Below are 19,057 nucleotides of genomic sequence, written 5' to 3'. Positions count from 1 at the left end.
ACACCGTTCCCCGAAGTGTTTCCCATGAGCGAATGCTTGAAAAGCCTGCCTCGGCGGTACGTGTGGCGACACCGTCAGTGGTGCCAGGCCTGCCCGTCCACGTTGTAGATCATGCGCTGGAGCACCTTCAGGGCCCGTACGTAGTCGGCGTCGTCGATCCCGTCGTGGACCTCCCCGCGAGTCCTCACCTGTAGCGCGGCGACCCGCTCGCGCAGCTTCGACCCCTCCTGTGTGGTGTGCAGCGGGCCGCTGTCCCTGCCTCCGCCCCCGGTGCTCCCAGTGCCCTCGGTGAGCAGCCCGCGCCGGATCAGGGAGTCGATGTCGTGGTGCAGGGGCCCCTCGCCGAACTCCAGGTATCCGCGCAGGATCTCGACGACGTCCTTGCGGTCCCGGCCCTCCGGGTGGCCGTCGACCTGGTTGAGGACCCACCACTGCGGTTGGGTGAGGCCGTTCTCCGCGAGCATCGCGCGGATGTGGTGGACGACGGCCTTGGCAGCCGCCGAACTCCAGTACCCGATCGGCTGGTTGATCAGTTCGGCGTCGCTGTGGGAAGGGCTGAAGGGCGCGGTCTTCGCGTTCGCGCCGGTGTTTGCGCTGGTCGTGTTCGTCATGCGTACGAACGTAGGACCTCAAGTTTGCTTGAGGTCAAATACTCCGTGAGGCCCTGTCCGTCCCGGCCCGCCCAGGCGACGTACCCGTCGGGCCGGACGAGATGGAGACCGGATGCGTACGGGGGGCAGCCCGCTTCCGTACGCACCACGCGCACCGACCCCGCCTCGAAAGCCGGAAGTCGCAGCTCGCCCACCGAGACGGCGAGCAGCGTGAAGTGCGGCCCCCGGAAGGCGTCGAAGAGTCGGCCGCCCTGCTCCAGTGCGGCGTCCGGGGCGCGGTCGCCCGCCAGGGGCGCGCCGTCCGGCAGGGCGGCACGCTCGGCCGGGGTGCGGGCATCGGCGGACAGGGGCGAGTCCCGGTAGCCGAGGCCGAGTTGGAGAGTGTCGGCGCCGCGGCGCGCGGTGCCGTGGTGGATGCGGGTGGACAGGTCGAGCATGCGTGCGGCGAGCGGTCGCCGCTCCTCCTCGTACGTGTCGAGCAGTGCGGGTTCGGCGCCGTGCCGCAGCACCGCGCCCAGCTTCCAGCCGAGGTTGTAGGCGTCCTGCACGCTGGTGTTCAGGCCCTGGCCGCCCGCGGGCGAGTGGACGTGCGCCGCGTCGCCCGCGAGGAAGACGCGGCCCGCGCGGAAGCTGTCCGCGAGCGCCGCCCGGGGCCGGAAGTCGGAGGCCCAGCGCACCTCGGTGACGTCGTCGGCGGACAGGTGGGTGCGGGCCGCGACGGCCTTGCGGACGCCGTCGGGGGAGAGGTCGGGTGCGGTGCCGTCCGTGAACCGGGCGAGCAGCTGGTAGTCCTCGGTGCCGGGCAGCGGGCAGATCGCCGCGAAGCCGCCGGTGCCCGCGGCGCCCGCGGCCGGGTCGGTGCCGTCCGCCGGGAAGATGTGCCAGTTGTCCCGGTCGAGGGCGCCCGCGGCGAGGCGCAGGTCGGCGACGAGCATGGGCTGCGGGTCGACTGTCTCGCCCGTCATGCCGATGCCGAGCGCCCGGCGTACGGCGGAGCGGCCCCCGTCGGCGGCGACGGCGTACGCGGCCCGGAGCGTGGAGCCGTCCGCGAGCCGCACCGTGACCCCGTCCGCGTCCTGGGCGACGCCCGTCACCTCCGTACCGAAGGCGACGGTCCCGCCCAGCTCCGTCAGGCGGGCGTACAGGATCTCCTGCGTACGCCACTGCGGCACCAGCCACGGCCCGGCGTACGGGGCCGACGCGCTCGGCTCGGCCTCCTCGAACATGCGGTACGCGCCCCGCCGGGTGCCGTCGCGCCACACCATGCCGGGCGGCGGCAGACTGCCCGCCGCGAGGAGGGCTTCGGCCACGCCGAGGTCGTCGAAGACCTCCATGGTGCGGGGCTGTATGCCCTTGCCGCGCGAGCCGGGGAAGAGTCCCGCGGCCCGCTCGACGACGAGGGCGCGTACGCCCCGGCGGGCCAGATCGCAGGCGAGGGTGAGGCCGGTGGGGCCCGCCCCGACCACGAGAACGTCCACGTCCTTAACGTCGTTAAGTTTCATGCATCGAGGATCGACTTAACGGTGTTAAATTGTCAATGTGCCCCCGACGACACGACTGGACCGGCGGCGAGTGGCGTCAGTCGCCCTCGACCTCCTGAACGAGACCGGCCTCGACGGCCTGACCCTGCGCGCCATCGCCAAGGAACTGGACGTCAAGGCGCCCGCCCTGTACTGGCACTTCAAGGACAAGCAGGCTCTGCTGGACGAGATGGCGACGGAGATGGTGCGGCGCGCCGCCCCCGGCCTCGGGGGCGACGCGGACGCCGCCGACTGGCAGGCCTCGCTCACGTCGGCGATGCACGGCCTGCGCCGCATGCTGCTGCGCTACCGCGACGGCGCGAAGGTGTACAGCGGTACGCGCTTCACGGACACGTCGTACGCGGTCCCGGTGGAGGCACAGCTCCGCACCCTCACCGAGGCGGGCTTTGCCCCGGCCGCGGCTGCCCGCGCCCTGCTGACGGCCACGAGCTACACCGTCGGCCACGTCATCGAGGAGCAGGCCACGGGGGCCGGCCCGGGGGGCGTTGCGGAGGGGTACGACCTCGCCGCGCGGGCCGAGCGGTTGCGGGACTTTCCGCTGGCGGCGGCCGCGGGCGAGGAGATGTTCCAGAACCACGACGCGGGGTTCGAGGCGGGGCTCGCGGCGGTGGTGGCGGGGGTGGGGGCTCTGCGCTAGGCCGTGGGCGCGCGCAGCTCGGCCCAGACCTGTTTGCCGGGGCCGTTCCTGGGGGTCACGCCCCACCGCTCGGCCAGCGCGGCGACTATGGGCAGCCCCCGGCCGCCGTCCGCGCAGGGCCCGTACGGCCGCACGACCGGCAACTCGGCGTCGCTGTCGTGCACTTCGATCCGCACGACACAGCTTCCACCGCTTCCATCGCTTCCACCGCTTCGATCGCTTTCCAGGCGGCGGAAGCGGGTCTCGATCTCCCGGCCGTGGCTTGCGCGTGCGTGCCGTACCGCGTTCGTCAGCAACTCGGACAGCACGACGAGTGCGGCGTCCTCAAGGTCCGCCGCGCCCCAGTCGGCCAGGTTCTTCCGCAGTTCCTGCCGTGCTCTGCTCACCGAGCGTGGATGCCGTGGCCACCGCAGAATCACTTCTCCTTCGTCCGTCGTCACCGCAAAGCTCCTCCGCGTCGGCTCCGGCTGGACCCAGCGGCAACTGGGCGATCAGGTGCCTGTCGCGCACAGCCGCATCGCCCAGTACGAACTGGGCAAGGAGAGCCCGCCCAAGGATGTCTGCGACGCGCTTGACCGCCTGCTGGGGGCGGGCGGCGACTTGAGCGAGCTGTGGGAGCACGTGCAGCGGGAGTCCATTCCGGACTGGGCTCGGCGGTATGTGGAGTTGGAGGCGCGCGCGAGCGTCATTCGCAAGTATCAGGCCCACACCGTGCCTGGATTGCTCCAGACGGCGGGATATGCGCGGGCACTGTTGACCGTGGCCCGGCCCAGCGTCGGCGATCGACTGGAAAACATGGTGACCACGCGGCTCATGCGGCAGGACATCCTGAACCGGGCTGCCCCTCCCGTGCTCTGGACGCTCCTCGACGAGAGTGTGCTCTACCGCCCAGTCGGCGGCGCAGCCGTCATGTGTGAGCAACTGAGGCACGTGCTGGAGGCGATGGCCCGCTACGACCGCGTGCGGGTGCAGGTCCTACCGTACGAGAGCGGTGCCCAACCGCTCTTGGGGGGCTCAGCAACGGTACTGTCGTTTCCCCGGCGACCAGACGTGGTCTACCTGGAGGGTTCGCACTCGGGTGAGCTCGTCGAACAGGTGGGTATCGTCACGGAGTACGGTCTGGCGTTCGAACATGTGCAGGCTCAGGCGCTTGGGTTGGACGAGTCGGCAGATCTGATCCGTTCCGTGATGGAGGGCACCCACCGTGACGTACGAATCCCGACCCGACCTGAGCGCCGCCGTGTGGCGCAGGTCCAGCTACAGCAACACGCAGGGCGGCGAGTGCGTCGAGGTCGCTGAAGGCGCCGTCCGGGCCGTCCGGGCCGTCCGGGACAGCAAGTGCCCGCAGGGGCCCATACTGATCGCCTCCGAGGAGGCGTGGACCGCGTTCGTGCGGCAGCCGCTCGCGCCGGCCCGCCCCGTCCCGGCGTAGCGCCCCGGCCGGGCGGAGGCGCCGGGCCGGGGCACGCCGGGCGACCGGTCAGCCGATCCTGTCCGTCCAGCCGACCTTCAGGTAGGTGGTGCGGACCGTGGGCTTGCCGTGGAGGTCGCTGGTGCTCTCCACGACGCGGCCGGTCCTCGGGGCGATGAAGTAGTAGGGGCCGTCCACGTAGGCGGGGGACGCAACAGATGGCTTGGATTTGCCGAGGGCGGCCTTCGGATCGGGTTCCGCACGACGGTGCAGGTTGATCACGGTGCCGAGCCGCCCCCGGCTGTCCTTGACGTTCGGAGCCATCCGCACTCCGGGGGTCTTCGCGACGATCTGGAACAGCGCCGAGCGCAGCCGGGGGCCGGCGGGGGACTCCTCCAGCAACGACATGATCTGGAAGAACCGGTCCGCCGTGTTCTTGGGGAAGTGGGCCTTCAGCTTCTGCGGATCGGTGGGGAGCTGGTTCAGACCGTCCCAGGAGAGCCGCCGGTGGCCCACGCGCCAATCGGCGATGTTGTGGCCCGACACGGCCACCTTGCCCTTCGGGTCGCGGATCCAGCTCTTGCCCGAGCGGTCGCTGTACACGGTGACGGTGACGGGGGCCCTGCCGGGAGGGCCGTCCTTCGACAGGTAGTGGGACATCCAGTACTTGCCGTGAGGTGCCGACGCCGCACCCGAGACCTCGGCCATCTCGTTCAGGAACCGCGTGGCCGCCGAGGCCGTGGCGGCGGGCTCGCCCCCGACGTCCAGTACCGGGTAGGCGACCGCGCCCGCCGCCGGCACGGCCATCGCCGCGGCGGTGAGCAGCAACCGGCGGCGGCGCGGGAACCGGCTTCGCCCGCTTGCGGTTCGCGGGCCCTCCGCCCCGGTACCGGGGCGCCCCAGGACGATCAGCGGCGTCGTGGTCGTGCCTTCGGCCTCGCGCTCCGTGCGAGGTGTCACCAGATCGACCGCGGCGGCGATGCGATCCGCAGGGGGCGGGGCCACGGCACCGGCCGCGACGAGTTGGTCGGCGCCGGGAAAGTCCAGAATCTCGTCACGCTCGCTACGTTCGGTCATGTCGGGTCTCCAGTCATGTGGCGGGCGGCGCCGTCACGCATGCGGTTGCGGGCGCGGTGCAGTCGGGTGCGGGCCGTGGCGGCGGGGATGCCGACGACGGCGGCGGCCTCGGTGGGGGAGAGCTGCTCCCAGGCGACCAGAAGGAGCAACTCCCGCTCCGTGGAGGGGAGTTGCGCGAGAAGCGCGCGCAGCTGCGGTGCCATCGAGGCGGCCACGAGGCGGTCGTCCACAGCCGCCCACGGATCGTCGCCCCCAGCGGACCGGGGCAAGCCGGGCCGATCGGCGGCGCGTTGCCGCCAGTGCGCCGACAGCACGTTCCTGGCCACCCCGAACAGCCAGGCCCTTACGGAGCCGCGCTCGGGGTCGTAACCACGGCGCGCCGCATACGCCCGCAGCCACAGCTCGGCGTGCAGATCGTCGGCGGCCTGGGGCGCGCGACGCGCGAAGTAGCCGTGCAGGTCGGTGGCGTGCCGTTCCACGAGTGCCGCGAAGGCGACGGGGTCCCGCACCGTACGGTGCCGCCCCTCCTGGTCGTCCGGGTCCTCGATCACAAGGCCTCCCCTTCAGGACCGCCGGTCGGCGGTCTCGACCCGTACTTGCCGGGCGGGCGCCGAAGCGTTCGCGGACCAGGCGTGACCAGGCATGACCAGGCGTGACCAGGCGCGGGCCGGAAAGCCGTAAGGGACCGGCTCGATACCCTCGGGTCAAAGGCGCTGAAGTCGCTGTCCCTGCCGGAGGCCTCGCGCTGCCCGAGCGGACCGTGTTCGGGCGATGGAGCGAGTCGCCCCTAGGCCTGCATCGTTGTCAGCGCCCGCAGCCCATCGCTGATGGCCTCGCCCGCGCCCTCGTCGAACAGGGCTCGCTGGATGATGAAGCCCTGGATCACTGCCAGCAGCGTACGCACGATGCGGTCCGGCGGGACGTCGGTGCGCAGCTGTCCCGCCTTCTGGTAGTCCTCGATCAGCTCGCCCCAGATGCCGCGCATCCGGCTGTACCCGTCGTTGAGGGTCCTGCGCAGGGGTTCGTTGCGCGCCGCCTCGCCCCAGACCTGGATCACCAGGCGGGGGAATGCCTGCGGGTCGGTGGCGCCCGCCTTCTCGGCCTGTTTCCGCAGGACGGCGTCGAGTACCTCGGTGAGCACCTCGTGCAGCGGCCGCAGCGGCCGCAGCGGCGCGCCGTGCGCAGCCGTCTCGAACGCCGCGCTGACGTCGGCGAAGGCCTCTGAGGCGACGGCTTCGATGAGTTCGTCCTTGCCGCGGAAGTAGCGGTACACGGCGCCGGCGGACAAGCCGGTCTCCGTCAGCACGTCCTGCATGGACGTGGCGTGGAAGCCGTTGCGGGTGAAGCTGCGCCTGGCGCCGTCCAGGATCTGACGTCGCCTTGCGTCGAGGTGGGCCTGGGATACGCGTGCCATGGAGCCAAGATTAAAGCGAACGTTCCTTCTTGACAAGGTGGGCGCCCTGCGGGACGGTGGCGGCATGGTTAAAACGAACGATCCTTCTCTTTTGAAGTGTCGCCCTGAAGGTCAGGAAGGTCTGTGCCGTGCTTGAGCTTCAGAACCGCAAGACCATCGCGGCGATCATCCTGGTCCCCGTGGTCATCGCTCTCGCCCTCATGGCGTTCGTCTGGCCCAACGCCCGCCTGGAGCCCCGCGAGCTGCCGGTCGGCGTGGCCGGCCCGCCGCACGCCACCGCACAGCTCGCCCAGCGGCTCGGTGCACACGAGGGCGCCTTCGACGTGACCGCCTACCCCACCGAGAGCGCAGCCCGTGCGGCGATCGAGGAGCGGGACATCTATGGTGCCTTCGTACTCACCCCCGACGGCCCCAAGGTCCTGACCGCCAGTGCAGCGAGCCCGGTGGTCGCCCAACTCCTCACCGCGGCCGCGGCAGAGAACGCCGCCCCCGGTGCGAAGCCCGTGGTCGATGACGTGGTGGCAGCGCCGGAAGAGGACCCGCGTGGCTCCGCGCTCGGCTCCAGCATGCTGCCGCTCGCCCTGGCCGGTGTGATCGCCGGCGCCGGGGTCACCTTGCTGGGGCTGCGCGGCGCGCGTGCCGTCGTCGCCCTCGTCGGTGCGGCGTCCGGCATCGGCCTCGTCGGCGCGGCGATCACGGACAGCTGGCTGGGCATCCTCGGCGGCGGCTGGTGGGCGGAGGCCGGGGCCTTCGCGCTGACGGCGCTGGCAGGCAGTGCGGCGGTGGCCGGGCTGGCGGCCGTGCTCGGCGCGCCCGGGATCGGCCTCGGGGCCATGCTCAACGTCTTCCTCGGCAATCCGTTCTCCGGCGTCACTTCCGCGCCCGAGATGCTGCCGGAGCCGGTCGGTGCGCTGGGCCAGTGGCTGCCCGTGGGCTCGGGGGCACAACTCCTGCGCTCGGTCGCCTTCTTCGACGGGAACGCGGCGAGCGGACCGGTGCTCACGCTCAGCGTCTGGACTCTGGCAGGGCTGTCCCTGGTGCTGTTCGGCGGACGGTGGAACCGCGGCCGGCCCGGCGGTACCAGCGTGGCGGCGGGCGCGGACGGGGCCATCGAGGCACGACCGGCGCTACGGGAAGAGCCGACAGCGGGCCGGTGAGAGCGATCGGCGGCAGCCGGCCCTGCTGTCCGAGCGGGCAGGTTCCAAGGGGCCGGGGCGTCGGTTCTGAACCGACGCCCCGGCCCCTTACGGCCTCTTCCCGCTACGAACCCCTACGACCTGGCCTTGCGCACCGCCCGCGTCACCACCGGCGGCAGCAGGTCCTTGGCGAGGCGCCGGGCGCGGAGGCGGGCGGCCGGGCGGGCCGGGGTGACCGTGGCCGGGGCGACCGGGGCGACCGGGCGCGGGGCCGGAGCCGGGGCCGGGGCGCGGTAGTGGCGGGACTTCGGGAAGGGCGGAGAGGCCATGCCCTTCTTGGACTTGACCCGGATGATGCGGTGGCCCGCCGCCTGCTGCACGCTCAGGTGGCAGTCGTCGCGCCCGCGCACCATCGCGAGCAGGTCCTCCTGCACGGCCTCGGGGTCGTCCCACGTGCCGTACAGCTTCTGGGTGCTCAGACAGACCGGCCGCAGGCCCCGGTTGAGCACCGCCTCCCAGGCCGCGATGGACACGCCCGGCGTGTGCTCGGAGCGGAAGTCGTCGAGGACCACGATGCCGTTCTTGGGCACCAGGGCGTCCCGGGCCGCGGCTATGTCCCCGTACACGTGCTCGTACAGGTGCGAGGCGTCGACGTGGACGAAACGGCAGGACGCGGGCGTCACTTCGGTCGGCACCATCGAGCTCGGGCCGAACAGGACGCGCGGCAGCTCGTCGTGGAAGGACAGATAGTTCTGCTCGAAGGCCTGCTTGGTCAGGGCCGAGTACGACTTTCTGGACTCGGCGGAGTTGGCCCCGTCCGGGGCTTCACCCTCGAAGAGGTCACAGACCGTGTAGCGCTCGGCGTCCCCGAGGTGACGGCCGAGGAAGATCGCGCTCTTTCCCATGTACACGCCGATCTCCAGGAGGTCGCCGTGTACGGCCCGTTCCTCCTGCCGGTCCAGGAACCAGTCGAAGAGCACCTGGTCCAGCGGGGGGAACCAGCCCGGGACGTCGTCGAGCTGCTGAGGGGGCGTGGATATGTCGTGCGCAGCAGGCATGAGGGGAAACCACTCTCTTGTTGCGGACGCAAGTACCCCGGGAAACTAGGGGGATTCCCCGGGTGCGGTCAAGGCGCGTACCGCAATGCTGCTTCTGGACAGCCGGGAGGCATCCGCGAGACGGCCGAGAAGGTCAGGAGAAATGAATTCCGCGTGAACTCAGGCGGATTTTCACATTACCTGTGATGGTGATCCGGGGCATTTCGGCGCGCGCCCGCCCGCCCCGCTCCCGGCACCGGCGGGCGCCCCGCTCCAGCCCCGGCCGGCCCGCTCCGGCCCCGGCCGGCCGCCTCACCCCAGGGCGGCGCGCTTGATCGACCGGGCCCGCCGCGCGACCTTGCGGACCGCCGCGTTCCGCGGGATGAAGGCCAGCTGCACCGGGATCCCGCCCGGCAGCGCGAGCGCGGTCAGCCTGCGCCGCTTGAAGTAGCGCCAGGTGGTGTCGTTCAGATGGGTCGCGAGATAGCGCTCCGTGGCCGGGCGCAGGTTCGGGTAGATCTTCGGCTGCATGGCGAAGCCCACGGCGCGCACCAGGGCCGTCAGGGCCGGCAGATCCGGCTCGCCGCGGCCGGATCCGGTGACCGCCGCGCGGTCCGAAAGGTCGGGCAGCAGCGCGTCGGCCAGGGTGACCGGAATGCGGTTGCTGTTCTCGTACGGCTTCAGGCGCTCCAGGAGCGTCTCCGTGCCGATCCGGGCCACCGGCAGGTCGTAGAACACCGAGGCGGTCAGCAGCGCCGTGGAGAAGCAGCCGACGACCAGGGCGGGCCGCATCCGCTGGTAGAGCACCTCGGCGAGGACCGGGGTGTCGAGGACGGTCAGCTCGACGCCGATCCGCTCCGCCTCCTTCTCCAGCTCCCGCGACCAGCGGGCCGGAGCCGTCGGGTGCGGCTTGAACACCACCCGGGTGTGCCCGAGCGCCGCGGCGCCGCGCAGCATCCGCGCGTGCAGTTCCTCTTCCTCCTCGGCGGTGAGGATGTTGAGGGCGGAGAGGTACTGGCCGAGGAGGAGCGCCGGTTCCTCGATCCGCGGCAGCGCGTCGGCCGGCGCCGACTCCTCCTGGTCGTCCGCCAGTTCGGCGAGGACCTTCAGGAACACCTCCGTCGGCACCAGCTCCGGCTCGACGTCGAACTCCGTGAGCAGCAGCGGCTTCAGGCCGGGCACCAGGTCGAGGTGGAGCAGCCGCCGCACCCGGGTGCCGACCAGCGGGTCGATCTTGTTGCGGGTGGGGCCGTAACTCATCAGGCCGTCCGCGTAGACGTCCACGGGCGCGCCCGTGAAGATCCGTGCGAGCGCGAGCGCCGGGTTGACCTGGATGGACTCCACGGCCAGCTCGACCCGGTCGTCGCCGAGGCCCCAGGCGAGCCGCAGATAGCGCTGCCACAGCGGCAGGTCGTCACCGCGCGGCGACCAGCCGCCCGGGTGGAACGGCGAGATCGCCTCGTTCCAGGAGAGCACGTCGTCGAAGCGGCCGCGCAGCCGCTCGAAGCCCGGCATCGTGTCGACGGACGGCGTCGTCTCCGGGGTCGCCGCGTTGTTGGCGATCAGCAGCACGCGCCGGTCGGCGGGGCCGAAGCGGTCGGCGTCCAGGGCGGCGGCCAGCGTGGCCACGCCGTACAGCGTGGACGCGAAGAAGATCTGCGTGGTGCGGCGGCCCGCGTCGGGGCGCGCGGCGTCGAGAGCGGCCGTGTGCGGGTCGGGCACGGCGCGGCTCGCGGGGCTGTCGGGCACGGTCCGGCCCCCGGGGGCGGCGGATGCGGCCCGGTCTGCGGGGTCGGTGGGCACGGCCCTGCCTGCGGCGCTCACGCGGCGACCTCCCCGGCGCCGCCCGAACGGCGGCGCAGCCGGCGCAGACGGGTGGAGCGCTGCACGTCCATGGAGGCGAGGGCCTCCTCAAGGACGCCCTGCGGCATGCGCTTGAGCGCGGCGGCGCTCAGCGCCTTGAGTTTCCGGGCCACGGCTGGCTCGAACCTTTCGATGGATCCCAAATGGTGGGCGATGATCGCGCAATACGTGCGGACCGCCTTCGGGAGCAGCACGTCCGCGTCCCTGTCCTCGGCCGTCTCCCGTACCACCTGGTCGAACGCCTTGATGAAGTCGAGCTGGCGGACGTCGCCGATCTGCGTCAGCGAGGAGGCGACGCCGCGCCGGTAGAACACGCCGAGCATCCCGACCGCCGCGAACGACGACGCCTCCCGGTGCAGCCGCCAGATCCACGGCCGGTCCTCGGCCGTGCGCAGCCCGTGGGTGAAGTGCAGCAGGCCCTGGTCGAGCAGGCGGCGGTGGTACATGCCCGCCCAGGCGAAGGCGTAGTCCACGGACGTGGAGCGGTCGGCGGGCAGGATCACGTCGCGCGGGGACATCACCACGTCGCGCAGGCCGTGCGGCACGCGGTGCACGCTGCGGGCGCGGGCCGTGCACTGCACGTGGTCGGTGCGGACGAAGTCGCAGCCGAGGCCCTCGATGGCCGCGAGCAGCCGCGGGTAGTACCCGGGCGCGAGCCAGTCGTCGCCGTCGAGGAAGGTGATGTACTCGCCGCGGGCCGCGTCCAGACCCGTGTTGCGGGCCGTGGCCAGGCCCCCGTTCTGTTCATGTCTGAGGTGCACGGCGCCGGGGAGCTCGCGTGCGGCCCGCTCCAGGACGTCGGGCGTCTCGTCCGTCGAACAGTCGTCGACGAAAATGAATTCGAAGTCGTCGCGCGCGTTCGCGTGCAGGGACTTCAAGGTGTCGGGCGCGTATTGCTGCACGTTGTAGAACGGCACGATGACGGAGAGCTTAACCACGTGCGAGACGTTAGGTGTCGCCACGGCATTCGTCTTGGCCGACGGTGGTATGTCAGGTGAACGAAGCGTGGCGGATCGGTTAACCGGGCATCCCGTCACACGTTTGCCAGCCTGCTTCGCCATTCGTCGGCATGCTGTTAACCGTTTGTTGCACCTGAGTTGGGCCATCAATCGAAATGGCTTCCTAGCGTCTTCGCTGTGCCAGTAAGCAACAAGACGACGCGGGTCGCCGTGCTCGCCGACTCCGACACCCGGTGGAAATGGGGCTCGCTCACCGCGAAGCGCCTCGTGCGGACCACCGGGGGCGGGGACACTCCAGCGGGGTTCCATCTCGACGGCTACCTCCTGCGCGGCCGTGCGACCCCGACACCCCGCCAGCTCGAAGAGGTGGGAGTCCGCGCGGACAGCATGCGCGAGGTCACCGCCATAGAGTTCCTGGGCCACGTCGACAACGTCGACAACGTCGAGAACACCGACAGCACCGACAGCACGGCCGGTGGCGAACAGCCGTACGACATCATCGTGCTCGCCCTCGTCGGCGGCGCCGTCCAGGCCGTCCTGCACGGCCTCGCCCGCGTCTTCGACGGCGCGCCGCGGCGCCCGGTCGTCGTCACCGGCTACGTCGGCGTCGTCTACGAGAAGCTGGCCGACGGTCTTCTCCTGCGGCACGGCGCGGACGTCGTCCTCGCCAACTCCCGTCAGGACGCCGAGCGCTTCCGCGACGTCTACGAAGGGGTCGGCGCCGACGCGTCCGGCGTCGTGGAGGCCGCGCTGCCCTTCCTCGGCGGCGAGCCCTACGCCCCGGACGACCGCTCCACCCCGTACACGGTGGTCTTCGCCGCCCAGCCCTCCGTCCCGGAGAAGCGCGCCGACCGCAGCCACCTGTTGTCCCGCCTGATCCGGCACGCCCGCCGCCACCCCGAGCGCGAAGTCCTGCTCAAGCTGCGCAGCAAGCCCGGCGAGCACACCACGCACATCGAGGAACTCCCGTACCAGAAGCTGGTCCGCGGCGAGGACGTGCCGCCCAACTTCCGTCTCGTCTACGGGCACATGGGCGAGGTCCTCGACCGCACCGACCTGCTCGTCACCGTCAGCTCCACCGCGGCCCTCGAAGCGCTGCACCGCAACATCCCCACGGCCGTCCTCACCGACCTCGGGGTGCGCGAGGCGCTCGGCAACCACGCCTTCATCGGCTCCGGCTGCCTCGCCTCCTGGGACCAGCTGGACGCCGGGCACAGCCCGGTGCCCGACCCCGCGTGGGTGGCCCGCCAGGGCGTCGCCGCCGACGGTGCGTACGAGACGGCGTTCGACGAGGCCCGCGAGCGCGTCGCCGAACTCACCGAGCGCGCCCGCGACGGCGCCCTGCCGCCGATCCGGCCGTACTACACCCAGGTCACCGCCCCCGGCTATCTGCCCGGCATCCTCGCCCGCCACCACCTGGGCCCGGACGCGGCCCCGCTGCCCGGCGCCCCCGCGGCCGACCGCGAGCCGGGGCCGGTGCGCCAGGCCGTCCGCAGCGCCGCGCGCGGCGCCTACCGCCACGGCGTGCAGCGGGTCGCACCGGTCATCCGCCGGATGGGCGAGCTGTGACGGCGCCCGACGCGGGCCGCGGCCCCCGCGGCCCCGTCGTCCCGCCCCAGGGCACCGGCCGGAACACGCGGCTGCCCTCCCCGCAAAGCCCCCTACCAGGCATCCCTGAAGGAGCCTCCATGTCCAAGCCCCACCCAGCGGGCCCGCCCCACCCGGAAGGCGACCCGGAGCGCCGCGTCCTCGCCGTCATCCCCGCGCGCGGCGGCTCCAAGGGGGTGCCCGCCAAGAACCTGGCGCCGGTCGGCGGTGTTCCGCTCGTGGCCCGCGCCATCCGGGCCTGCGTGGCGTCGCCGCTGGTCACCGATGTCGTGGTGTCCACGGACGACACGGTGATCGCCGAGACCGCGCGCGCCGCGGGCGCCGAAGTGGTGCTGCGGCCCGCGGCCATCGCCGGGGACACCGCGACCAGCGAGGCCGCGGTCCTGCACGCCCTCGACGGGTACGAGGAGCGGCACGGCGTGAGCGTGGACGTGGTCCTGCTCGTGCAGTGCACCAGCCCCTTCATCGTCCGTGAGGACGTCGACGGCGTCGTCGCCGCGATCACCGCGGGCGGCGCCGACACCGCGCACACCGTCGCGCCCTTCCACGGCTTCATCTGGCGCGACGCCGGTGACGAGCCCGCCATCGAGGAGCGCACGGACACCGCCGCCCGGGGCGGCACGACCAAGGTCGTCACCGGCACCACCACCTCCGGCGGCTACGGCGTCAACCACGACAAGTCCTTCCGCCCCCGCCGGCAGGACCGCCCCCAGGACCTCCTGGAGACCGGCGCGGTCTACGGCATGGACGCGACCGGCTTCCGCGAGCACAAGCACCGCTTCTTCGGGCACACCGAGCCCGTGCGCACCGACCCGGCGCGCGTCCTGGAGATCGACGACCCGCACGATCTCGCCCGCGCCCGCGCCCTCGCGCCGCTCTTCGACGCGGACCGCGACGGCGCGCTCCCCACCCGCGCCGACATCGACGCGGTCGTACTCGACTTCGACGGCACCCAGACGGACGACCGGGTGCTGATCGACTCCGACGGACGGGAGTTCGTCACCGTGCACCGCGGTGACGGGCTCGGCATCGCCGCCCTGCGCAGGTCGGGCCTGACGATGCTGATCCTGTCCACGGAGGTGAACCCGGTCGTCGCCGCACGGGCCAGGAAGCTCAAGATCCCGGTCCTGCACGGCATCGACCGCAAAGACCTCGCACTGAAGCAGTGGTGCGAGGAGCAGGGCATCGCTCCCGAGCGCGTGCTCTACGTCGGCAACGACGTCAACGACCTCCCGTGCTTCGGCCTTGTCGGCTGGCCCGTGGCGGTCGCGAGCGCCCACGACGTCGTACGCGGCGCCGCACGCGCGGTCACCTCCGTCCCCGGGGGTGACGGCGCGATCCGAGAGATCGCCGCCTGGATCCTCGGCCCCTCCCTCAACAGTTAAGGACAGTTCCCCCATGAGCAACACGGCTGCCAACCCCCGCCTGCGCACGTTCGGTTCGAAGACCGCCGGGCCCGGCCACCCCGTCTACATCACGGGTGAGATCGGCATCAACCACAACGGCGACCTGGAGAACGCCCTCGCGCTCATCGACGTGGCCGCCGACGCCGGCTGTGACGCGGTGAAGTTCCAGAAGCGCACGCCGGAGATCTGCACGCCGCGCGACCAGTGGGACATCGAGCGCGACACCCCCTGGGGCCGGATGACGTACATCGACTACCGCCACCGCGTGGAGTTCGGCGAGTCCGAGTACCAGGCCATCAGCGAGCACTGCAAGAAGCGCGGCATCGACTGGTTCGCCTCCCCGTGGGACACCGAGGCCGTCGCCTTCCTGGAGAAGTTCGACGTCCCGGCCCACAAGGTGGCCTCCGCCTCCCTCACGGACGACGAGCTGCTCCGCGCCCTGCGCGCCACCGGCCGCACGGTCATCCTCTCCACCGGCATGTCGACGCCGAAGCAGATCCGGCACGCCGTGGAGGTCCTCGGCTCCGACAACATCCTGCTCTGCCACGCCACGTCGACGTACCCGGCGAAGGCCGAGGAGCTCAACCTGCGCGTCATCAACACCCTTCAGGCCGAGTACCCGAACGTCCCGATCGGCTACTCCGGCCACGAGACGGGCCTCCAGACGACGCTGGCCGCCGTCGCCCTCGGCGCCACCTTCGTGGAGCGCCACATCACCCTCGACCGCGCCATGTGGGGCTCCGACCAGGCCGCGTCCGTCGAGCCGCAGGGCCTGTCCCGCCTGGTCCGCGACATCCGCACCATCGAGGCGTCCCTCGGTGACGGCGTCAAGAAGGTGTACGAGTCCGAGCTCGGCCCGATGAAGAAGCTCCGCCGGGTCGCGGGCGTCGTCGCCGAGGCCGGCGCCACCGAGCGCGAGCCGGTCGGCGTCTGACACCCGCCGGGCCGGAAGGACCCGGCCCCGGGCACGCCGTCCGAGCCGGGGCCGGGCACCCGCCCGGCTCCCGCCGGGCGGCAGGCATCAGCAGTTGGTCCGCCGGTGCCCCGGGAACCCCGGGGCACCGGTTCCGCGGCCCCGCCGAGCGGGACCGCGGCTTTGTCGGCTCCGGCCCCGGTGGCCGGAGCTTCGGCGGCTCCACGGGGGACCGCCACACCGCTGTGCACGGGAGGACTCATGTCAGTACGAAGCGGACGGCGCGCCGCCGCCCCGACGACCGGACGCGGCACGCTGGCGTTCGTGGAGTCGCCGGTGCAGCTGCTCAATGTCCTGGAATGGGCGTACGCGGCGGGGGAGTCGGGCCGGCCGACGGGGTCGGAGGGCGAGCCGGGCCGGCCGACGGGATCGGAGGGCGAGCCACCGTCAGAGGGCGTGCCCCACGGCGACCTGACCCTGGTCGTCCTCTCGCCCACCGACCCCATGACGCGCGGCCAGCTGCGCCGCATGGCCGAACTGGCGCGCGGCGACGGCTTCCAGGTGCGCTGGGAGGAGGCGCGCGGCGGGGCGTCCGCGCCCTTCCACACCATCGGGGGCCTCACCGGGCCGCTGCGCAGGGCCGCCCGGATCGTGATCGGCGACCCGTTCTCGCGGTACGTGCAACTGCTCCTGACCATCACACGCGCCCGCGACCTGGTCGTCGTGGACGACGGCACGGCGACGATGGAGTTCGTCAATCAACTGGCGCGCGGCGAACGCCTGGTGCGCTGGCACCGCCGCGGTGGCCGACCCGGCCCCCGGGACATGGTGTTCATGCCGGTGTCGGCGAAGGCGCGCCGCCGTCTCACCCCGAGCCCGACCGGGCGCCGCCGGGTCGAGGTCTTCTCGTCCATGCCGATCGAGTCGGCGCCCGACGGGGTGACCGTCACGGTCAACTCCTTCGCCTGGACCCGGGCCCGCTTCGGGCCGCCCCGCATCATCAAGGGCGCCGACCTGGTCGGCACCTCGCTGGTGGAGACGGGCGTGGTGGACCTCGACCGCTATGTCGAAGCGGTCGACAAGCTGGCCCGCGCGCACGGCGCGACCCGCTACTTCGCCCACCGCCGCGAGAGCGCCGAGAAGCTGCACCGCCTGGCCGTCGACACGGGCCTCCAGGTCGTACGCCCCGACCTCCCCCTGGAACTCATCGCCCGCCGCGGCCCCATCGGCAGCACCATCCTCAGCTTCCCCTCCACGGTCGTCCACACCCTCCCCCTCGCCCTGGCCGGTACGGAGGTCAGGGTCGCCGTCATGGACATCGACCCGGCCTGGCTGACGGACTCCGCCTCGCCGCGGGCGCAGGGGTTCCTGTCGGGGGTGACGGGGACGGCGCGGGACGTGCAGCGGCTGACGGCACCGGAACCACCTGCCGGGCCCGAAGGCCCACCAGGGGTGCCGGCGGCCAGAGAAGCAGAACAGCAAACAGCACCGGCGTAGTACCCGCCCCTGCCTGCGCACCCGCCGGACGCGGCGCCGCAGGGGCATACCGCCCAGTGAATTCGCAAATTCTTCGCAGCAGTTCCTGCGCGTTCCGTGACGCCTCCGAGCCGCCACCGGACGCGCCATGGCTGATTCTCGCCGCACCGGATCACCACGATGTGCGTGCCGTCGCTCCCATGCGTGCCCCTCCGACGTTCACACCGCATGGCCGGTAGTCGCCAGAGGGGACTACGGAGAGCCATCAAGCTGCACCACACAGCTATGTGGTGTGTCCTGCGTCACCTTGACGGTTCGGATGGCCAAAGCATTAGCTTCACCCCGCCGTGAACATCCTGTGACGGTGCTCTGTGACTCTGGGGTGGGGACTGTGGAGACGATGAGATGGGGTGTGGCCGCGGCCCTCGTGGTGGCGGCGGCCACGACATCGCTTGGGGTGGGAGCGCCGCCCGCGGCGGCCGCAGCGTGCACCGCCGGGGTGGGGTCGGACTTCAACGGTGACGGCATTCGTGACATGGCTGTGGCCGACCCCGAAGCCACCGTGGACGGCAAGGCGAACGCAGGCCTGGTCCGCGTCGTACTCGGCGGCGACAAGGGAGTCACCGAGATCTCCCAGGAGCTCAGCGGCATGACGGCCAGCCCCGAGACGGGCGACAAGTTCGGCGCGTCGATCGCCGTGTACGACGCCGACAGCGATGGCTGCGACGACTTGGTGGTGGGTACGCCCTACGAGGACGTCACCACCGCCGAAGGCCCGCAGGCGGATGCCGGCGCGGTCTATGTCATCCACGGCAGGCCCGCGGGTATCGGGCAGGGCTCCACCATCAAGAGCTATACCCAAGCGGGCCTCGACAGTGGTACCTCAACAGAGGCCGGGGACCTTTTCGGCTACGCCCTCGCAGCCGGAACGAAGGCGGGTGGCAAGCCCTACCTCGCCATCGGCGTACCGGGCGAAGCCATTGGCGACATCTCGGATGCGGGCTGCATCCACTACGTCCAGGGCACGACCAAGACAACGGTCAATCAGGATGATCCGGACGTGCCCGGAGCCGCCGAGACCAACGACCGCCTCGGCCAGTCCCTCACGGCCACGAGTCGCTACATCGCGGTAGGAGTGCCTGGCGAGGGGATCGGCGACGAGTCCTTCGCCGGTTCGGTGACGCTGTTCAACCACACCATCGAGGACGGGCGCCCGACCGTCCTGGACGGTGTGGACGAGAATCACCCGGCTCTGGTGTCCGGAGCGTCCACCGAGGGCGACCGCTTCGGTACGGCGCTGTCCATGGTCCCGTACAGGCCTTCCGGCGCGGACTCCGAGACGGACGCGTTGCTGGCCGTCGGCACCCCCAACGAAAACGTGGGCTCTGTCGCGGACGCGGGCGCCGTCACCATCCTGCGGATCAAGCCGTCAGGCGCCGTCACTGAGATCAACTTCATCGACCGTCTGGCGACGGGTGGTGACGAGCGCCCGACGGCAGCGGACCACTTCGGCCACCGGGTCGCCCTGGCCAGCACCGATCCGGGAGCGGTCGGAACCTCCGAGTCGATCAAGTTGGCCGTCAGCGTCCCGAATCAGGAAGTGGGGGCCGCGGAGAACGCCGGCGCCGTGCACATCCTGTCCGCCCTGGGCACGCCTGGGCGCGGAGCCAAGGTCCTCACGCGAGGCCGCGGCCTGCCGGGGGCGGCCGAGGAGCGCGACTTCACGGGTCTCGGCCTGTGGGCCAACTATCGGCTTCTGTACGTGGGAGTGCCCTACAGCAAGACGTCCGGCGACCGGAAGGGTCTGGTGTACGCGGCGACCTGGACCCAGATCGAGAGCGGCACGGGGACGGTACGCACGGTGAAGCCGGGCGCGGACGGTGTGCCGGACGAGGGCAAGGCCTTCGGTTCGGACATCCGGTAGCAGGGGGATCAGGGGGATCTGGGGATGCTGAAGAGCAGGGGAGT

Annotated in this window: 18 protein-coding genes; 9 read left to right on the top strand and 9 right to left on the bottom strand. The window is 71.8% G+C overall.

What is annotated here, in order from left to right; all coding sequences use genetic code 11:
* Positions 1–74 precede the first annotated feature (74 nt).
* Together GPA10_RS01900 and GPA10_RS01895 are read right to left on the bottom strand one after the other, a co-directional pair.
* On the bottom strand, positions 75–611 hold the full coding sequence (locus tag GPA10_RS01900; protein ID WP_157163917.1) for a winged helix DNA-binding protein: 537 nt from the start codon (positions 609–611) through the stop codon (positions 75–77).
* Positions 608–2,113, bottom strand: a complete 1,506-nt coding sequence (locus GPA10_RS01895; RefSeq protein WP_157163916.1) for an FAD-dependent monooxygenase — start codon at positions 2,111–2,113, stop codon at positions 608–610. Before GPA10_RS01895 ends, GPA10_RS01900 begins: the two co-directional genes overlap by 4 nt.
* A 70-nt stretch (positions 2,114–2,183) precedes the next feature.
* Here GPA10_RS01895 and GPA10_RS01890 point away from each other — a divergent pair, with 70 nt between their 5' ends.
* On the top strand, positions 2,184–2,789 hold the full coding sequence (locus GPA10_RS01890; RefSeq protein ID WP_343040195.1) for a TetR/AcrR family transcriptional regulator C-terminal domain-containing protein: 606 nt from the start codon (positions 2,184–2,186) through the stop codon (positions 2,787–2,789).
* Here GPA10_RS01890 and GPA10_RS01885 read toward each other — a convergent pair.
* Positions 2,786–3,175: an ATP-binding protein gene (locus GPA10_RS01885; RefSeq protein ID WP_425505640.1), complete on the bottom strand. Its 390-nt coding sequence runs from the start codon at positions 3,173–3,175 to the stop codon at positions 2,786–2,788. The two genes, GPA10_RS01890 and GPA10_RS01885, sit on opposite strands and share 4 nt — an antisense overlap.
* Here GPA10_RS01885 and GPA10_RS01880 point away from each other — a divergent pair.
* Together GPA10_RS01880 and GPA10_RS01875 are read left to right on the top strand one after the other, a co-directional pair.
* A complete protein-coding gene (locus GPA10_RS01880) occupies positions 3,168–4,088 on the top strand; it encodes a helix-turn-helix domain-containing protein (RefSeq protein WP_425505659.1) in 921 nt (306 codons plus the stop codon). The two genes, GPA10_RS01885 and GPA10_RS01880, sit on opposite strands and share 8 nt — an antisense overlap.
* Entirely contained in the window at positions 3,994–4,221 is a 228-nt protein-coding gene (locus GPA10_RS01875; RefSeq protein ID WP_343040194.1) for a DUF397 domain-containing protein, read from the top strand. The genes GPA10_RS01880 and GPA10_RS01875 overlap by 95 nt, the downstream gene beginning before the upstream one ends.
* Before the next feature lie 48 nt (positions 4,222–4,269).
* Here GPA10_RS01875 and GPA10_RS01870 read toward each other — a convergent pair whose 3' ends face one another.
* The 3 genes from GPA10_RS01870 to GPA10_RS01860 form a co-directional block, all read right to left on the bottom strand.
* Positions 4,270–5,277: a hypothetical protein gene (locus tag GPA10_RS01870; RefSeq protein ID WP_157163915.1), complete on the bottom strand. Its 1,008-nt coding sequence runs from the start codon at positions 5,275–5,277 to the stop codon at positions 4,270–4,272.
* Positions 5,274–5,828 (bottom strand): RNA polymerase sigma factor, encoded by a 555-nt coding sequence (locus tag GPA10_RS01865; protein WP_343040193.1) that lies wholly within the window; start codon positions 5,826–5,828, stop codon positions 5,274–5,276. The genes GPA10_RS01870 and GPA10_RS01865 overlap by 4 nt, the downstream gene beginning before the upstream one ends.
* Before the next feature lie 236 nt (positions 5,829–6,064).
* Positions 6,065–6,691 carry a TetR/AcrR family transcriptional regulator gene (locus GPA10_RS01860; protein ID WP_157163914.1) on the bottom strand — a complete coding sequence of 209 codons (627 nt, stop codon included), beginning with the start codon at positions 6,689–6,691 and terminating at the stop codon, positions 6,065–6,067.
* A 128-nt stretch (positions 6,692–6,819) separates the two neighbouring features.
* Between GPA10_RS01860 and GPA10_RS01855 the strand changes: the two genes are divergently transcribed.
* Positions 6,820–7,848 carry an ABC transporter permease gene (locus GPA10_RS01855; RefSeq protein ID WP_343040192.1) on the top strand — a complete coding sequence of 343 codons (1,029 nt, stop codon included), beginning with the start codon at positions 6,820–6,822 and terminating at the stop codon, positions 7,846–7,848.
* Between the two features lie 113 nt (positions 7,849–7,961).
* On the opposite strand, the gene GPA10_RS01850 is transcribed toward GPA10_RS01855, so the two are convergent.
* The 3 genes from GPA10_RS01850 to GPA10_RS01840 all read right to left on the bottom strand — a co-directional run bounded on the left by GPA10_RS01850 (position 7,962) and on the right by GPA10_RS01840 (position 11,665).
* Positions 7,962–8,885, bottom strand: a complete 924-nt coding sequence (locus GPA10_RS01850; RefSeq protein ID WP_157163913.1) for a class I SAM-dependent methyltransferase — start codon at positions 8,883–8,885, stop codon at positions 7,962–7,964.
* 291 nt (positions 8,886–9,176) lie between these two features.
* Positions 9,177–10,586 carry a polysialyltransferase family glycosyltransferase gene (locus GPA10_RS01845; RefSeq protein ID WP_343040280.1) on the bottom strand — a complete coding sequence of 470 codons (1,410 nt, stop codon included), beginning with the start codon at positions 10,584–10,586 and terminating at the stop codon, positions 9,177–9,179.
* 98 nt (positions 10,587–10,684) lie between these two features.
* Complete coding sequence (locus GPA10_RS01840) at positions 10,685–11,665, bottom strand: glycosyltransferase family 2 protein (protein ID WP_058848264.1); 981 nt, start codon at positions 11,663–11,665, stop codon at positions 10,685–10,687.
* A gap of 198 nt (positions 11,666–11,863) precedes the next feature.
* On the opposite strand from GPA10_RS01840, the gene GPA10_RS01835 reads away from it, so the two are divergent.
* The 5 genes from GPA10_RS01835 (at position 11,864) to GPA10_RS01815 (ending at position 19,013) form a co-directional block, all read left to right on the top strand.
* Positions 11,864–13,255: a DUF6716 putative glycosyltransferase gene (locus tag GPA10_RS01835; protein WP_343040191.1), complete on the top strand. Its 1,392-nt coding sequence runs from the start codon at positions 11,864–11,866 to the stop codon at positions 13,253–13,255.
* A 119-nt stretch (positions 13,256–13,374) separates the two neighbouring features.
* On the top strand, positions 13,375–14,679 hold the full coding sequence (locus tag GPA10_RS01830; RefSeq protein ID WP_058848266.1) for an N-acylneuraminate cytidylyltransferase: 1,305 nt from the start codon (positions 13,375–13,377) through the stop codon (positions 14,677–14,679).
* A gap of 13 nt (positions 14,680–14,692) precedes the next feature.
* Entirely contained in the window at positions 14,693–15,634 is a 942-nt protein-coding gene (locus GPA10_RS01825; RefSeq protein WP_058848267.1) for an N-acetylneuraminate synthase family protein, read from the top strand.
* 240 nt (positions 15,635–15,874) lie between these two features.
* Positions 15,875–17,110 (top strand): hypothetical protein, encoded by a 1,236-nt coding sequence (locus GPA10_RS01820; protein WP_246258610.1) that lies wholly within the window; start codon positions 15,875–15,877, stop codon positions 17,108–17,110.
* Positions 17,111–17,489: 379 nt separating this feature from the next.
* Positions 17,490–19,013: an FG-GAP and VCBS repeat-containing protein gene (locus GPA10_RS01815; protein WP_157164186.1), complete on the top strand. Its 1,524-nt coding sequence runs from the start codon at positions 17,490–17,492 to the stop codon at positions 19,011–19,013.
* Positions 19,014–19,057: the final 44 nt, after the last annotated feature.

It is taken from the genome of Streptomyces typhae, assembly GCF_009755605.1.
GTDB classification, from domain to species: domain Bacteria; phylum Actinomycetota; class Actinomycetes; order Streptomycetales; family Streptomycetaceae; genus Streptomyces; species Streptomyces typhae.
Note: the sequence above shows the minus strand (reverse complement) of the source record. Positions and strands in the feature narration are given on the sequence as shown.

What these genes read in the sequence shown, in the direction of transcription:
- GPA10_RS01860 (WP_157163914.1), bottom strand. Translation starts at nt 6,691, where the DNA reads ATGGCACGCGTATCCCAGGCCCACCTCGACGCAAGGCGACGTCAGATC.
- GPA10_RS01895 (WP_157163916.1), bottom strand. Translation starts at nt 2,113, where the DNA reads ATGAAACTTAACGACGTTAAGGACGTGGACGTTCTCGTGGTCGGGGCG.
- GPA10_RS01830 (WP_058848266.1), top strand. Translation starts at nt 13,375, where the DNA reads ATGTCCAAGCCCCACCCAGCGGGCCCGCCCCACCCGGAAGGCGACCCG.
- GPA10_RS01815 (WP_157164186.1), top strand. Translation starts at nt 17,490, where the DNA reads ATGAGATGGGGTGTGGCCGCGGCCCTCGTGGTGGCGGCGGCCACGACA.
- GPA10_RS01850 (WP_157163913.1), bottom strand. Translation starts at nt 8,885, where the DNA reads ATGCCTGCTGCGCACGACATATCCACGCCCCCTCAGCAGCTCGACGAC.
- GPA10_RS01870 (WP_157163915.1), bottom strand. Translation starts at nt 5,277, where the DNA reads ATGACCGAACGTAGCGAGCGTGACGAGATTCTGGACTTTCCCGGCGCC.
- GPA10_RS01900 (WP_157163917.1), bottom strand. Translation starts at nt 611, where the DNA reads ATGACGAACACGACCAGCGCAAACACCGGCGCGAACGCGAAGACCGCG.
- GPA10_RS01820 (WP_246258610.1), top strand. Translation starts at nt 15,875, where the DNA reads ATGTCAGTACGAAGCGGACGGCGCGCCGCCGCCCCGACGACCGGACGC.
- GPA10_RS01825 (WP_058848267.1), top strand. Translation starts at nt 14,693, where the DNA reads ATGAGCAACACGGCTGCCAACCCCCGCCTGCGCACGTTCGGTTCGAAG.